Source organism: uncultured Roseobacter sp. (assembly GCF_947492555.1).
GTDB lineage: Bacteria > Pseudomonadota > Alphaproteobacteria > Rhodobacterales > Rhodobacteraceae > Roseobacter.
Window position 1 is genome coordinate 415,891 of the sequence record NZ_CANLNE010000002.1, and the last position, 14,266, is coordinate 430,156.

The window sequence follows — 14,266 nt, forward strand, 5'->3', positions numbered from 1 at the left end:
GTCTTCCCTTCCCGGCGAACGCCTGCGAAATGGCATGAATGGGCTACATCCGTTTTCTCATCGACAACCGGCTGTTTCTGCTGGCGGGGTTCCTGCTGACCTTCACGTCCTCCTTCGGGCAGACCTATTTCATCTCGCTCTTTGCCGGTGAGATCAAAGGCAGCTTTGGCCTGAGCGATGGGCAATGGGGCGGGATCTACACCATCGGGACCACGCTGTCCGCGATCACGATGATCTGGGCGGGTGCCCTGACCGACCGGTTCCGCGTTCGGCATCTGTCGCTTGGGGTGATGATCCTGCTGGCGCTCGCCTGCGTTGCCATGGCGCTGGTGCCGAATGGATTTCTCCTGATCCTAGTTGTCTTTGCCCTCAGGCTCATGGGTCAGGGCATGATGTCGCAGCTGGGTGCGGTGGCCATGTCGCGCTGGTTCGTGGCGGCGCGGGGCCGGGCGATCTCGCTCTCCTCGATGGGATTTGCCGTGGGGCAGGCATTGCTGCCGATTGTGTTCGTGGCGCTGCTGGTGCGGTACGACTGGCGCAGCCTCTGGGTGCTGGCAGCGGTCTGCGTTCTGGTTGTCATTCCGGTCATGCAAACCCTTCTCCGACAGGAACGCACGCCGCAATCCATGGCGGAGGATACGCAAAGCCTCGGCATGGGCGGGCGGCACTGGACGCGGGTGGACCTGTTGCGGCACCCGCTCTTTTACATGCTGATCCCGCTGATACTGGGCCCGGCCGCCTGGGGGACGGCGCTGTTTTTCCAGCAGGTCCACCTGACCGAGGTCAAAGGCTGGAGCCTGGTGTCCTATGTGGCCCTGATGCCCATCTACACGGGGTCCACGATTGCCTTCACCTTCATCACCGGCTGGGCCGTCGACCGGTTTGGCGTGAAATGGATAGTGCCGTTTCAGATGATCCCCTTCGGCGTGTCCTTTCTGGTTCTGGCCGCGGCCGACAGTATTTTCATGGCAGGCGTGGGCCTGGTGATTTTCGGCATGGGGCAGGGCATGCAGGCCACCGCCACAACAGCTTTCTGGGCGGTGTTTTACGGCACCCGCCATCTGGGCGCGATCAAGGCCGCCGCCGCCGCATTGATGGTCTTCGGGTCCGCCATCGGGCCAGGCATCACCGGGGCGCTGATCGATCTGGGCATCAATTTCCCCAACCAGATGATCCCCATTGCCATGTTCTATTTTGCAGGGGCCGCGCTCGCCGGTCTCGGCATCCTGCGCTACCAGCGCGATCTGCCTAGCGCTGTCGCCTGAGGTAAACGTAATAGGCGCCACCGCCGCCGTGACTGATATGCGCCTCACTGACCTGCATCACGGCAGAGGCCAGTGGCGGCGCGCTCAGCCATTGCGGCACCTGATGCCGCAGAACGCCGTGGCGTACCGGAATCGGGCCGCCTTCGTCGCGGTTCTTGCCCTTGCCGGTGATCACCAGAACCAGCCGTTTGCCGGACCCCTGCGCCGACAGAACGAACCGGGTCAGTGCACTATGCGCCCGGTCCAGCGTCATACCATGCAGATCAATCCGGCCTTCAGGCTTCATCTTGCCGCGCTTCATCTTGCCAAAGGTTTTCTGGTCCATCTGCACTGGCGCATTGCGCAAGCGATCAGGCAGGGAAGGTGTCAGATTGAAACTGGTCTTGCGGAGCTCGGGTTTGGGCGGGAATGTCGTGGCCAGCTTGCCAAAGTCCGGTTTCGGGGGATCGGCACGCTTGGGTTTCGGCTGCGGCGCAAAAGCAGCGGGATCAAAGGTCTGGCGCTGTTCGAGGGCTTCGGTTCTCTCCGTCACTTTCCGCCAAAGCGCTGCTTCCTCGGCGGACAGTTTGCGCCGTGTCACAGCGCACCCTCCGGCGCCATGGCAAAGGCGCGCTGGATCGGCAGCAGAACGACCATGCGCCCGGGATCTTTCAGCTTGCCCGCGGCGCGCCCCGCCTTGTCGCCCGTGCCGAAAAAGACATCCGCGCGTTGCGCCCCCTTGATCGCCGAGCCGGTATCCTGCGCGATCATCAGGCGGCGCAGGGGTTTCTTGCCGTCCTTTTCGATCCAGACCGGCGCGCCCAGCGGCACGAAAGACGGGTCCACCGCAATGGTGCGCATCGGTGTGACCGACCGGTTCATCGCGCCAAGCGGGCCCTTGTCTGCGGGCACCTCGCTTACTTCACGGAAGAAGACGTAAGACGGGTTGTGAAACAAAAGCTCGCGCCCCGCTGCCGGATTGCGCCGCACCCAGTTCTTGATGACATCGGCGCTCACCTGATGCGCGGCATAGGTGCCACGCCGGACAAGTTCGGCTCCGATAGACCGATAGGTGTGCCCATTGGCCCCGCCATATCCCACACGCAGCTTGCCGCCGCCGGGCAGGTTCACACGACCGGACCCCTGAATTTGCAGAAAGAAAAGCTCGACCGGATCATCGACCCAGGCAATCTCCAACCCGCGCCCTTCCAACAACTGCCCGTCCAGAATTTGTCGCCGAGAATACCATAGCACGGTGTCCTTCGCCTCGGGCGGCATGGCATAAAGTGGGTAACGATAGCGTCCACTGCGCTGGCGTGATCCGTTCAGTTCGGGCTCAAAATATCCTGTGAACAGGGCCGGATCCCCGTCCTCCATCAAGACCGGGCGGAACAGGAGTTCGAAAAAGGACTTCGGATCAGGCTCGGACGTTGCATAGGCGCAGACGGCACGCCAGTCTGGATCGTCCATATCCTGACAGGTGTTGCGAAAGGTCTCGAAGGCAGCGGCGTGGTCGTCCTTGGCCCAACCATCAAGGTCATCGAAAGACAGAACCTCTATGCGCGTCTCAGCACTGGCGGGGCCGGTCATACCGAGTATCCCCGCCAAAAGTGCTGCCGCGAAGGCAGGCTTCATGCGTCTGTGGAAACAAGCAACCAATTCGGATCATCCGACCCCATTACACGGGCAAAGGCCCATGTGTCTTTCTGCCGTTTGATCTCCTTGGGGTCGCCGTCCACGATTTCGCCCTCGGCGTTGCGTACAACGGAGGTGAGTTCGGCAACGAAGCGGATCGTCAGCTCGGCATCCTGCGTATCGTCATCAAACGTCGCATCCATCAATTTCAGCTCACGCACACCGATGAACGTCGATTCCACCGTCAGCCCCTGATCTTCGCGCGCAGCAATGCCATCGACAAAAGATTCATAGATGTCCTCGGCAAGAAATGGCTGGATGTCGGACAATTCACCCTTTTCATATCCCATGACAATCATCTCGTAAGCGCTGCGCGCACCGCCAAGGAAATCTGTCACGTTGAACGACGGCTCAATCCGTTTCATCGACGCCAGCGCCTTGGCCGCATCGCTGTCCTCATCCACATGATCCACGATATCAAGGTCGGGACCACCTTCGATCACTTCGAAATCCGGACCGGATCGCCCGCGCTCTTGAGGTTTTGGCAAGGGTTGCTGTTCAAACCCATCCCGTGTCCCCAGCACGTTTTTGAGTCGCAGAATCAGAAAAACAGCGATGCCAGCCAGCACCAAAAGCTGTATCAGGGGCGAATTCATAGGTACCTCATGTGGGGTAAATCATGGAAACAGGCAGTTATCCCTCTTATGTAGGTGTCGGGCCTGCGCAAGTCCACTCCACGCTCCACGAAAGGAAGCACCAAAATGTGGCTATTTATCGCTTTTCTTGCGGTACCACTCATTGAAATCACGCTATTCATCCAAATCGGTGGTGCCATCGGGCTCGGCTGGACGCTGGTGACCGTGGTGCTGACGGCCATTGCGGGCACGTGGCTGGTGCGCAATCAGGGCGTTCTAGCACTCGGTCAACTCAAGTCTTCCTTTTCCGATCTGCGGGATCCGACGGAGCCTTTGGTACATGGCGCGATGATCCTGTTTTCCGGCGCATTGCTGCTGACACCGGGGTTTTTCACCGATGCTGTCGGCTTTCTGCTGCTGGTTCCCTCCGTCCGCATCGCGCTCTTCAAAGCCATTCGGTCCCGCATCAACATCCAGACCTTCGAGGCCGATCCCGCGCGCAGACCCGCACGGGGCGACATCATCGATGGCGAGTATTCCGAGGTCCAGCCGGATCGTGATCGGGTCGACCGCCCCTCCAAGTGGACCGACCATTGAGAACCCCAGACCAAGCTGGTAAAGCTCGCCCGATTTCATATTCACGGTAGGAGACACCGATGGCTGAAGCCGAAGCACAACAGCAAGGACCGCAAATGCGTGTTCTTGGACAATTCATTCGTGACATGTCCTTTGAAAACATCATGGCGCAAAAAGGCGCGCCTGCGGATGTGACCCCGGACGTTCAGGTTCAGGTCAATCTGGACGCAAAAAAGCGCAGCACCGAAGGTCAGTACGAAACCTCGATCAAGCTGAATGTCACCTCCAAGGCCAAGGATAGCGATGCCACGCTTTTCGTGCTCGAAATTGACTATGCCGGGATCTTCAGCATCGACAATGTGCCCGAGGACCAGCTGCACCCGTTCCTGCTGATCGAATGTCCACGGATGATCTTCCCGTTCCTGCGCCGCGTGGTCAGCGATGTGACCCGTGACGGTGGCTTCCCGCCGCTGAACCTGGAAAACATCGACTTCCTGTCGCTTTACCGGAACGAGCTGGCGCGGCGTCAGTCTGAATCCGAAGATCAGCCCAAAATGGACGCCTGAACCTCAGGTTTTCAGCCACATTGCGTCGTCGCCCAGTTTCGCCACAAAATCGGCATGGGCGGCGGCTTCCTTTTCCGAAATCCGGGATTTGAGCGGCACCGGGCGCGGGCGCGGAGTCCATTCCTCACCCGCGGCACCTGACGCGCTCTGCGACGAGGTGGACAAACCGAAATCCGGTTGTCGCCCACCAATCAGCTCCAGATAAACCTCCGCCAGAATTTCACTGTCGAGCAACGCGCCGTGCAGCGTCCGCGATGAATTGTCGATGTTGAACCGACGACACAGTGCATCGAGCGACGCAGGCGAGCCGGGAAAGCGTTTGCGCGCGATCTCCAGCGTATCGATGGCCTGTTCCCACGGGATTTGCGGCAGCCCCATCCATTTCAGTTCCGCATTCAGGAACTTGATGTCAAAAGCCGCATTGTGGATCACCAGTTTCGCATCGCCGATGAAATCCAGAAACGCCTGACCCACCTGCGCAAACTTCGGTTTGTCGCGCAGGAAGTCATCGCCTAGCCCGTGCACCTGAAAGGCTTCTTCCGGCATGCTGCGTTCGGGGTTGATATACTGATGATAGGTTTTGCCGGTGGCCATATGGCCCATCAGCTCCACCGCCCCGATCTCGACAATCCGGTCGCCGGTCTCCGGATCAAAGCCAGTGGTTTCGGTGTCGAGCACAACCTCACGCATCGCGCATTCTTTCCTTGATCTGCCTGACCACATCCTGAACCTGCGCGCGGGCATGTTCAACCGTGTCCGTGACGATGACAAAGTCGGACCGGGCGCATTTTTCAGCGTTCGGCATCTGTTTGGCGCGGATTTTTTCGAAATCCGCATGGGTCATGGTGCCGCGTGCCAGCACCCGCTGTTCCTGAATTTCCGGCGGAATGGACACGCAGGCGACGGCGTCCATCTCTGCCTCGCCACCGGTTTCAAACAGCAAGGGAATGTCGAAGACGATAATTTCGGCATCCGACCTCCCGATGAATTCTGCACGATCTGCGGCGACCAGTGGATGCACGATAGCTTCAATCCTTGGCAAAGCGCTCGGGTCCGCACCGATAATCTTGCGCAACGCATCGCGGGAGATTGCCCCCTCCTGGACCGCTTCCGGGAACACGGCTTTGACCGGCACAACGGCCGCACCACCCTCGGCATAAAGCCGGTGCACCGCAGCGTCCGCATCCCAAAGTGCGCAACCTTCCTCCATAAACATCTGCGCTGTCGTGGTCTTGCCCATCCCGATCGAGCCAGTCAGCCCCAATCGAAACATCAGCGCAGCACCGCCGCGCGCGCTTCCTCATCGACCACGGGACGGGGGCCGAACCAACGCTCAAATCCGGGCACAGCCTGATGCAACAACATACCCAGACCGTCGACAGTGACGCAGCCCTTTTCCTCAGCGACCTCCAGCAATCTGGTTTTCAGCGGCGTATAGACAAGATCCGTCACGATGGTGGATTTGCGCAATCCATCCAGCGGCACACGCATCTCCGGCTTGCCCACCATCCCAAGGGATGAGGTGTTCACCACGAGGCTGGCGTCTTCGAGCATATTGCCTGCCTGCACCCAATCCACGACGGTGATCCGGTTGCCAAAATCCGCCTGCAGTTTCTCCGCCCGAACGCGGGTGCGGTTGGACAGCAGGATTTCCGGCACACCTGCTTCGAGCAGGGACGCAATCACCGCCCGCGCAGCACCACCCGCCCCCAACAATGCGGCGCTCCCCTGCGTCGGCTGCCAGCCGGGCGCGCCCGCCTTCAGGTTTTCGATGAAACCATACCCATCCGTATTGTCCGCATGTATCTTGCCGTCTTTGCGGAAGATCAGCGTGTTGGCCGCCCCGATCAGGGTCGCACGGTCAGTGATCAGATCGGCGATGTCCAGAACCGCCTCTTTGTGCGGGATGGTCACGTTGACCCCGACAAACCCTGCCTTGGGCAGGGTCATCAGCACATCCCTCAAGTCCCGGGCGCTGACATCCATGGGGACGTAAAACCCCCTGACATAGTGTTTGTTCAGCCAGTGGCGATGCACCTGCGGGGATTTGGAATGCGCAATCGGGGACCCGATGACACCCGCCAGGGGAATCTTTGCCGGGGCTTGTTGGCTGTCACTCATTGTTCAAGATCTCCACGCAACGTCAGATAGGAAAGCAATTCCAATAAGGGCAGCCCGAGCACGTTGAAATAGTCGCCTTCAATCCGGGTGAAAAGCCGCACGCCTTCCTCCTCCAGTTTATAGGCACCCACCGCGTGCTGAATGCTGTCCCAATTGCGCGCAACATAACCCTTGATGAAATCATCCGACGCATCCCGCATGCGCAACCGAACCTGACCCACATGGCGCCAGATCGGTTTACCTGCCTCGCAGATCACTGCCGCCGACAATAACATGTGGCGGTCGTTCCGCAGGGAGCGCAACTGCGCCTCCGCCTCGTCGGGCGTGCCGGGTTTCGCCAACAGGGTGCCCTTGTGGTCCAACACTTGATCACATCCCAAAACCAAGGCTTCGGGATGCTTTTCACTCACCTTGCGCGCCTTCATTTCCGCCAGCGCATCGGCGATATCACGGGGCGGGGCCTCTTCGGCCAGCAAGGCATCACGCATCATTTCCTCATCTACGCGGGCGGGCTGCACGGTGAAGTCAACCGCCGCCTGCCGCAGCAGCTGCGCTCTTATTTGAGAATTGGACGCCAGGATCAGGTGCCGGGACATGTGGGTAAGCCTGTGAACAAGGTTAAGGATTTCTTAATATGTTCTTCTGGGCAAAACAGCGTGATCCTGCAAGGAAAAGCTATCCTGTGGGAATTCCAGAATAGCGCAAGAAATGCCCCTATGCGGAAAAGGACAACGCCCAAGGTGTGTATAAGCAGGTTTTGGCGAAAATATGCACAAGCTTATCCCGCCATCAATCCAACGAAAAACTTTTCAAGATATTGTTTATAAATAGATAAATTATAAATCTGAGGTTCTCATCCGCGGAGGAAAACTGTTCTCCCCAAGCGGATAAGGACAGGCAAAACCGCATAATCCACAGATATGAGATACCCTACAAAATCATCATCCTTTTATCTTTCTTTTATTATTAATAAGAGGAGCAAACGGATCGGAGTTCTCAATGTCGGACCTGCTCGCCCTTGCCTATCCATGGACGAAGGCATTTCACATCATGGCAGTGATCGCCTGGATGGCAGGTCTGTTCTATCTTCCCCGTCTCTTTGTCTACCACGCGGAACAGGTCGGACAAAGCGGAGAGACCCATGATCTCTTTCAGACCATGGAATTGAAACTGCTGCGGGTGATCATGAACCCGGCGATGATCGCCACCTGGATCCTGGGTCTCTGTCTGGTTTTCACACCCGGGGTTGTCGACTGGTCGGCGATTTGGCCCTGGACCAAGATGGCAGGTGTGCTGGCCATGACATGGTTTCACCATTGGCTGGGATTGCGGCGCAAGGATTTCATGCGAGGCGAGAACAAGCTGACCGGACGACAGTACCGGCTGATGAACGAGGTGCCGACCCTGTTGATGGTGCTGATTGTCCTCTCGGTGGTTGTGCGGTTCTGAATCAATTGACTCACCCGGCCTGCGCGCCTATGTACCCAGCACCACCCCGTCCGGGGATGGCGCAGACCTGACATTCCAAATTTACATCAGCCGGCAGTTTTGCTGCGGCTGATCACGGGTATTTCCATGACCACTGACATGACCGACACACCTTCTGTCCCTGAAACGCTCGAGACGCTGAACCTCGCGGATCTGAAGCGCAAAAGCCCCAAGGACCTTTTGTCCATGGCGGAAGATCTGGAGATTGAAAACGCCTCCACCATGCGCAAGGGCGAGATGATGTTCCAGATCCTGCGCGAACGTGCGGATGAGGGCTGGGAAATCTCCGGGGACGGCGTGCTCGAAGTGCTGCAGGACGGGTTCGGGTTTCTGCGGTCTCCCGAGGCGAATTATCTGCCGGGCCCCGATGATATTTACGTCTCGCCTGAAATGATCCGCAAATTCTCCCTGCGCACAGGCGATACCATCGAAGGGGTGATCAAGGCCCCCGACGACAATGAGCGGTATTTTGGCCTGCTGGATGTCACGCAGATCAATTTCGAAGAGCCTGAAAAAGCGCGTCACAAGGTGGCTTTTGAAAACCTCACACCGCTTTACCCGGATGAGCGTCTGACGATGGAAACCGACGACCCGACGGTCAAGGATCGGTCTTCGCGGATCATTGACCTGGTGGCTCCGATCGGGAAAGGCCAGCGGTCGCTGATCGTGGCGCCGCCGCGGACGGGTAAAACCGTTCTGCTGCAGAACATCGCCAATTCCATCGAACGCAACCACCCGGAATGCTATCTGATCGTGCTGCTCATCGACGAACGGCCCGAAGAGGTGACGGACATGCAGCGCTCGGTGAAGGGGGAGGTTGTCTCCTCCACCTTCGATGAACCGGCAACGCGCCACGTGGCCGTCTCGGATATGGTGATCGAAAAAGCCAAACGTCTCGTCGAACACAAGCGCGATGTGGTGATCCTGCTCGATTCCATCACGCGTCTGGGCCGGGCGTTCAACACGGTTGTACCGTCGTCGGGCAAGGTTTTGACCGGTGGTGTGGACGCCAATGCCTTGCAACGCCCCAAGCGGTTCTTTGGCGCAGCCCGGAACATCGAAGAGGGCGGTTCGCTCACCATCATCGCCACAGCGCTGATCGACACTGGCAGCCGGATGGACGAGGTGATCTTTGAAGAATTCAAAGGCACGGGTAACTCCGAAATCGTTCTGGATCGCAAGATCGCCGACAAGCGCGTCTTCCCGGCGATGGACATCCTGAAATCTGGCACCCGGAAAGAGGATCTGCTTGTCGATAAGATCGATCTGCAGAAAACCTTTGTGCTGCGCCGTATTCTCAATCCGATGGGCACAACGGATGCGATTGAATTCCTGATCTCGAAACTGAAACAGACCAAGACGAATTCGGATTTCTTCGACTCCATGAATACGTAGCTTATTGTTTAATTACAGTGGGTTAACATATGAATACGATTTATGCACTGGCGTCGGCACAAGGCCGGGCCGGGGTGTCGGTGATCCGGATATCCGGTCCATCAGCGATCTCCGCGGGTAAATCACTGGCTGGGACCTTGCCGGAGCCACGAAAGGCCGCCACCCGTATCTTGCGAGACAACAGTGGCGAGGTCCTCGACCATGCGCTGGTTATCCGCTTCGAAGGGCCGCACAGCTTCACCGGGGAAGATGTGATTGAGCTGCACGTGCATGGTAGCATTTCCGTGGTGCAGGCGGTCTTGGCCGAGCTTGGTGTGCAGGATGACCTGCGTCTGGCCGAACCGGGTGAGTTTACACGGCGCGCGCTGGAAAACGGCAAGCTGGATCTTGCGCAGGTCGAAGGTCTTGCCGACCTCATTGATGCGGAGACCGAGGCGCAGCGCAAACAGGCTGTCCGTGTTTTTTCCGGTGCATTGGGAGACCGCGTTGAAAGTTGGCGAAGCAAGCTGATCCGCAGTGCAGCGTTGCTTGAAGCCACGATAGATTTTGCTGATGAAGATGTTCCCGTGGACGTAAGTCCTGAAGTTCTGGACTTGCTGGGACAGGTCAAGAGCGACCTGGAAAGCGAAATCGCCGGAACCTTTGTGGCGGAACGTATTCGGCTGGGGTTTGAGGTTGCTTTGGTAGGGCCGCCAAACGCGGGTAAATCAACCTTGCTCAACCGGTTGGCCGGGCGCGATGCGGCAATCACGTCAGATATCGCTGGCACCACCCGTGACGTCATCGAAGTTCGTATGGATCTGAAAGGTTTGCCCGTTACATTTTTGGATACGGCAGGCCTTCGGGACAGCGAGGACGAAATCGAATCCATCGGTGTTGCGCGCGCTGTAGAGCGTGCAAAGTCAGCGGATCTGCGCGTTTTTCTTGCCATGCCCGGCGAAGAGTTAATGTTGTCGCCGGTCGAGGGCGACTTGGTTTTACACGCCAAGGCCGATTTGGTCGATACGGCTGAGAATGGCATATCTGGCAGAACCGGCGCCGGTGTTTCGGAGCTTGTGGATCGCATTCAGCACACCTTGCAGCAGCGCACGGCCGGAGCGGGCCTTGCGACGCATGCGCGGCATCGGCTGGCAATGGAACGGGCGGGAAGTGCCCTTGATCAGGCTTTGGATATCGTCGGGCAGGGACCAGAACAGTATGATATAGCGGCAGAAGAGCTTCGGAGTGCGATTCGAGCTTTGGAAGCGCTGGTGGGGCGTATTGACGTCGAAAACCTGTTGGACGAAGTATTCTCGAGTTTTTGCTTGGGCAAGTAGCGGAGTGTTTCACGTGAAACATTTTGATGTTGTGATCATCGGTGGTGGGCATGCAGGCTGTGAGGCCGCACATGCATCCGCCCGCATGGGGGCAAACACAGCCCTGATTACACTATCCGAAGACGGGATCGGCGCGATGTCCTGCAACCCGGCCATTGGCGGGCTGGGAAAGGGCCACCTCGTGCGGGAAATTGATGCGCTTGATGGGGTGATGGGCCGCGTCGCAGACAAAGCGGGCATCCAGTTTCGTCTGCTGAACCGACGAAAGGGTCCGGCCGTGCAGGGTCCGAGGGCGCAATCGGACCGGCTAATCTACCGAACTGAAATGCTTGCGGAAGTCAAAGTACAGCCGAACCTAAGCATTTTGACAGGAGAGGTTGTTGACTTTCTGATGGACGGTCCGCGCGTTATTGGCGTTCGGTTGCAGGACGACAGCGAGGTCAAGGCGACGTCTGTTGTGCTCACCACGGGTACGTTTTTGCGGGGGGTTATCCATATTGGGGATGTCTCGCGCTCAGGCGGCCGCATGGGCGAGAAGGCGTCTGTAAAACTTGCGGAGCGGATTGACTCCTTTGAATTACCGCTTGGACGGCTGAAAACCGGAACACCACCGCGGTTGGATGGAAAATCCATTCGATGGGCGGAGCTCGAAAACCAGCCCGGTGATGAGGTGCCAACCCTTTTTTCTTTCCTGTCAAAGGGTACCCATGCCCGCCAGGTGTCCTGTGGGATCACGCATACGAATTCAAAAACCCATGATATTATTCGGGAAAACCTGGAACGCTCTGCGATGTATGGCGGTCATATTGACGGGGTTGGTCCCCGATATTGCCCCTCCATTGAAGACAAGATCGTCCGGTTTGCGGATAAGGATTCACATCAGATATTTCTTGAGCCAGAAGGGCTTAGCACCGATGCGGTGTATCCTAACGGCATCTCCACGTCTCTGCCCGAAGCCGTGCAGGAAGACTACGTGCACTCAATCTTCGGGCTGGAGCAAGCGGTTATTCTGCAGCCCGGATATGCCATTGAATACGATTATGTTGATCCGCGTGCGTTGGACGCGACACTTGCGCTCCCGACGGTCCCAGGACTTTACTTGGCCGGGCAGATCAACGGGACAACGGGGTATGAGGAAGCAGCAGCGCAGGGGCTGGTTGCCGGGCTAAATGCCGCGCTCAGGGCATCTGGTCGGGAAACACTACAATTCTCGCGGGCGCAGAGCTACATCGGCGTGATGATCGACGATCTCACAACACGCGGTGTCAGCGAGCCGTATCGCATGTTCACCTCCCGTGCAGAGTTCCGGCTGTCCTTGCGCGCAGACAATGCAGATCAACGTCTGACACCGCTGGGAGTGGAGATTGGGTGCGTCGGTTCGATGCGCGCGGAGGCTTTCGCACGGAAGTCTGAAAGACTGGAGAAAGCACGTGATCTCTTGACGGGAACAACCTTCACGCCCTCGCAAGCCGCGTCAGTCGGGATCAAAATCAACCAGGATGGATCCAGGCGCACAGCCATGCAGCTTCTCGCGTTCCCAAATGTGGGTTTCTCTGAGGTTGGCGATCTTGATCCTGCTTTCGGAGACATCGACAACGAAACGCGGGACCAAATGGAGCGGGAAGCGCTATATGCCAATTACATTCTTCGCCAGCAAAAAGACATCGAGCTGATGCAGAAGGACGAAAACTTGCTGATTCCGCAGGGTTTTGATTATGCGGTGATGGAAGGGCTGTCCAACGAGCTAAAGGCGAAACTGATCGCGACGCAGCCGAGTTCTCTGGCGCAGGTGGCGCGTATCGATGGGATGACACCCGCTGCTTTAACGCTCATCCTTGCGCGGTTGCGGTCCTTGAAACGAAAGCAATCTGCGTGACGGTATTGGATTTGAATGTTTCACGTGAAACATTGGACCGATTATCCTGTTTCCACGATCTCCTGACCAAGTGGAATCCCAAAATCAACCTTGTTTCCAAGGCGAGTCTTGCTGAGGTCTGGGACCGGCACATCCGGGATTCTGCACAAATGTATCCGCTTGCCGACACCTGCCGAAACTGGGTTGATATGGGCAGCGGCGGTGGTTTGCCCGGGTTGGTCATTACGATTATTGCGCGGGAACTGAATCCAGACCTTCATGTGACCATGATCGAAAGCGATATGCGAAAAGCGACGTTCCTGAGGACGGTGATACGCGAGTTGGGCCTGACGGCGACGGTTCTCACCTCCCGAATTGAACAAACTGATCCTCTTGATGCGGATGTCCTCTCCGCGCGGGCGCTTGCTGATCTGTCTTCGCTATTGTCTTTTGCAGACCATCACTTGAACCCGAACGGTCACGCGTTGTTTTTCAAAGGCGAGACCTGGCAAAAAGAGGTCGATGAAGCGCGTAAGGCGTGGTCTTTTGACCTCGTGAGCCATACAAGTAAAACGAACCCAAATGCTGCCATTCTCGAGGTGAGGGAAATCAAACGTGTCTGACTTTTCACGCCCTGTGGGTCCTAAAATCATTGCGGTCGCGAACCAGAAGGGCGGGGTTGGCAAAACAACGACCACCATTAATCTTGCCGCCGCATTGGCCGAGGCGGGCAAAAGGGTCCTTGTCATTGACCTTGATCCGCAGGGGAATGCGTCCACCGGTCTCGGTATCGAGCTGGGGGATCGCGAATTCACCACCTACGAGCTGCTCCTGGAGGATGTCGACCTGAAGTCGGTCGTTTTGCCAACTGTGACGCCGGGGTTGATGATCGTCCCGGCAACGGTTGACCTGAGTTCCGCCGACATCGAGCTGATTTCGAATGAGAAGCGCAGTTTTCTGCTGCATGACGCTCTGCGCCAGACGGCGATGGATGTGTTTGAGCTGGATTACATCCTGATTGACTGTCCGCCGTCGCTAAATTTGCTGACAGTGAACGCAATGATCGCGGCGCATTCGGTGTTGGTGCCATTGCAAAGTGAGTTCTTTGCGCTGGAAGGTTTATCGCAGCTGATGCTGACCATTCGAGAGGTTCGGCAGAGCGGCAACAAAGACCTGCGAATCGAAGGTGTTGTGTTGACCATGTATGACAGACGCAACAACTTGTCCCTGCAGGTTGAGCAGGACGCGCGGGACAATCTGGGGGAATTGGTGTTTTCCACCCGAATTCCGCGGAATGTGCGGGTGAGCGAAGCGCCATCCTTTGCCATGCCGGTGCTGACCTACGATACCGCCTCCAAGGGGGCGCAGGCGTATCGGGCTCTTGCGCAGGAAGTATTGAGCAGAAATAGTGAGAAAGTCGTACTAGGGGGCTGAC

General features: G+C 57.6%; 16 protein-coding genes. 9 read left to right on the forward strand and 7 right to left on the reverse strand.

All coding sequences use genetic code 11. The annotated features are described in order from the left end of the window. Positions 1-38: 38 nt before the first annotated feature. Entirely contained in the window at positions 39-1,265 is a 1,227-nt protein-coding gene (locus Q1A07_RS09070) for an MFS transporter (protein ID WP_299779980.1), read from the forward strand. Here Q1A07_RS09070 and Q1A07_RS09075 read toward each other — a convergent pair. Genes Q1A07_RS09075 through Q1A07_RS09085 form a run of 3 tightly spaced genes read right to left on the reverse strand, consistent with a single transcriptional unit; the run spans position 1,249 to position 3,535 of the window. Continuing rightward, on the reverse strand, positions 1,249-1,845 hold the full coding sequence (locus Q1A07_RS09075; RefSeq protein ID WP_299779982.1) for a Smr/MutS family protein: 597 nt from the start codon (positions 1,843-1,845) through the stop codon (positions 1,249-1,251). The two genes, Q1A07_RS09070 and Q1A07_RS09075, sit on opposite strands and share 17 nt — an antisense overlap. Then, entirely contained in the window at positions 1,842-2,834 is a 993-nt protein-coding gene (locus Q1A07_RS09080) for an MltA domain-containing protein (RefSeq protein ID WP_299779983.1), read from the reverse strand. The genes Q1A07_RS09075 and Q1A07_RS09080 overlap by 4 nt, the downstream gene beginning before the upstream one ends. 41 nt (positions 2,835-2,875) lie before the next feature. After that, entirely contained in the window at positions 2,876-3,535 is a 660-nt protein-coding gene (locus tag Q1A07_RS09085; RefSeq protein WP_299779984.1) for a Tim44/TimA family putative adaptor protein, read from the reverse strand. Positions 3,536-3,640: 105 nt separating this feature from the next. Between Q1A07_RS09085 and Q1A07_RS09090 the strand changes: the two genes are divergently transcribed. Together Q1A07_RS09090 and secB are read left to right on the forward strand one after the other, a co-directional pair. Then, positions 3,641-4,111, forward strand: a complete 471-nt coding sequence (locus Q1A07_RS09090) for an FxsA family protein (protein ID WP_299779985.1) — start codon at positions 3,641-3,643, stop codon at positions 4,109-4,111. 59 nt (positions 4,112-4,170) lie between these two features. Continuing rightward, positions 4,171-4,656 (forward strand): protein-export chaperone SecB, encoded by a 486-nt coding sequence (gene secB, locus Q1A07_RS09095; protein ID WP_299779986.1) that lies wholly within the window; start codon positions 4,171-4,173, stop codon positions 4,654-4,656. 3 nt (positions 4,657-4,659) lie between these two features. Here the strand turns inward: secB and dnaQ are convergent, their stop codons facing one another. Genes dnaQ through Q1A07_RS09115 form a run of 4 tightly spaced genes read right to left on the reverse strand, consistent with a single transcriptional unit; the run spans position 4,660 to position 7,373 of the window. Further along, the gene (gene dnaQ / locus Q1A07_RS09100; protein WP_299779987.1) at positions 4,660-5,346 is read right to left on the reverse strand and encodes a DNA polymerase III subunit epsilon; all 687 of its coding nucleotides are present in this window, start codon (positions 5,344-5,346) and stop codon (positions 4,660-4,662) included. Beyond that, the gene (gene coaE / locus Q1A07_RS09105) at positions 5,339-5,932 is read right to left on the reverse strand and encodes a dephospho-CoA kinase (protein ID WP_299781384.1); all 594 of its coding nucleotides are present in this window, start codon (positions 5,930-5,932) and stop codon (positions 5,339-5,341) included. Before coaE ends, dnaQ begins: the two co-directional genes overlap by 8 nt. Beyond that, positions 5,929-6,777 (reverse strand): shikimate dehydrogenase, encoded by an 849-nt coding sequence (locus tag Q1A07_RS09110; protein WP_299779989.1) that lies wholly within the window; start codon positions 6,775-6,777, stop codon positions 5,929-5,931. Before Q1A07_RS09110 ends, coaE begins: the two co-directional genes overlap by 4 nt. Next, positions 6,774-7,373, reverse strand: coding sequence for a nucleoside triphosphate pyrophosphatase (locus Q1A07_RS09115; protein WP_299779990.1), 600 nt, complete (start codon positions 7,371-7,373; stop codon positions 6,774-6,776). The genes Q1A07_RS09110 and Q1A07_RS09115 overlap by 4 nt, the downstream gene beginning before the upstream one ends. 403 nt (positions 7,374-7,776) lie before the next feature. On the opposite strand from Q1A07_RS09115, the gene hemJ reads away from it, so the two are divergent. The 6 genes from hemJ to Q1A07_RS09145 all read left to right on the forward strand — a co-directional run bounded on the left by hemJ (position 7,777) and on the right by Q1A07_RS09145 (position 14,265). Further along, a complete protein-coding gene (gene hemJ, locus Q1A07_RS09120; RefSeq protein ID WP_299779992.1) occupies positions 7,777-8,226 on the forward strand; it encodes a protoporphyrinogen oxidase HemJ in 450 nt (149 codons plus the stop codon). A 126-nt stretch (positions 8,227-8,352) separates the two neighbouring features. After that, positions 8,353-9,660 (forward strand): transcription termination factor Rho, encoded by a 1,308-nt coding sequence (gene rho / locus Q1A07_RS09125; protein WP_299779994.1) that lies wholly within the window; start codon positions 8,353-8,355, stop codon positions 9,658-9,660. Positions 9,661-9,689: 29 nt separating this feature from the next. After that, complete coding sequence (gene mnmE, locus Q1A07_RS09130; RefSeq protein WP_299779996.1) at positions 9,690-10,976, forward strand: tRNA uridine-5-carboxymethylaminomethyl(34) synthesis GTPase MnmE; 1,287 nt, start codon at positions 9,690-9,692, stop codon at positions 10,974-10,976. Positions 10,977-10,989: 13 nt separating this feature from the next. Continuing rightward, positions 10,990-12,852 carry a tRNA uridine-5-carboxymethylaminomethyl(34) synthesis enzyme MnmG gene (mnmG, locus tag Q1A07_RS09135; protein WP_299779998.1) on the forward strand — a complete coding sequence of 621 codons (1,863 nt, stop codon included), beginning with the start codon at positions 10,990-10,992 and terminating at the stop codon, positions 12,850-12,852. Beyond that, a complete protein-coding gene (rsmG, locus tag Q1A07_RS09140; protein WP_299780000.1) occupies positions 12,849-13,454 on the forward strand; it encodes a 16S rRNA (guanine(527)-N(7))-methyltransferase RsmG in 606 nt (201 codons plus the stop codon). The genes mnmG and rsmG overlap by 4 nt, the downstream gene beginning before the upstream one ends. Next, entirely contained in the window at positions 13,447-14,265 is an 819-nt protein-coding gene (locus tag Q1A07_RS09145; protein WP_299780002.1) for an AAA family ATPase, read from the forward strand. Before rsmG ends, Q1A07_RS09145 begins: the two co-directional genes overlap by 8 nt. Position 14,266: the final 1 nt, after the last annotated feature.